1 protein-coding gene is annotated in these 756 nt (G+C 45.4%); it reads left to right on the plus strand.

Annotated features, from left to right (window positions below; translation table 11 throughout):
• Positions 1-756: AMP-binding protein (locus DP091_RS31065; protein WP_146747039.1), on the plus strand; the 756-nt coding region annotated here is incomplete at both ends.

Below are 756 nucleotides of genomic sequence, written 5' to 3' on the forward strand. Positions count from 1 at the left end.
GAATCGAGCATATCCTGAACGATGCAGCACCCAAAGTCATATTAACAAGAGAGAAGGAGCTGGAAACGGAAATCCCATGTATCTCTATGAATCTGGAGGACCTGGGCGAGAAGGCGGAAAACCCAGCGTGTGCCGTTGAACAAGACGACATCGCCTATGTGATTTACACATCAGGAACGACAGGAAAGCCCAAAGGCGTGGCGGTTACACGAGGTAACTTGGATCATTACTTGTCGTATGCAGATCAAGAGTACCAGAAAGAAGCTTGTACGACGGTATTAATGACAAGCTTAAGTTTCGACCTCTCCGTAACTTCCTTGTATTTACCGCTGATTAGTGGTGGATGTCTTCTATTAAAGGGAGGGGACACGGAGGAAAGGTTACGTGCAGCATTAAAAGATAACAGGGTAACCTTCCTTAAGCTTACTCCTTCTCATTTAAAGATGCTGGAAACTTATGCGGACGGCGTAGATGTACCGAATTTAGAAACGCTGATTGTCGGTGGAGAAGAGTTAACAACAGATACGGCATCGAAAACGCAGAAGCTGTTAGGAGACAGCGTAAAGATTCATAACGAATATGGCCCTACAGAGACTACCGTAGGATGCTGTGACTATGTCTATTCCAAAGAAAAAGATAAGGGTTTAAGTGTAGGAATCGGACATCCCATTGCCAATATGCAGCTCTATATACTGAATGGGATGGAGTTATGTGGTGTAGGCATTCCTGGTGAGCTATGCATCGCAGGAGACGGAG

Origin of the sequence: Paenibacillus sp. MDMC362 (genome assembly GCF_003269305.1) — a bacterium.
Taxonomy (GTDB): domain Bacteria; phylum Bacillota; class Bacilli; order Paenibacillales; family Paenibacillaceae; genus Paenibacillus_AQ.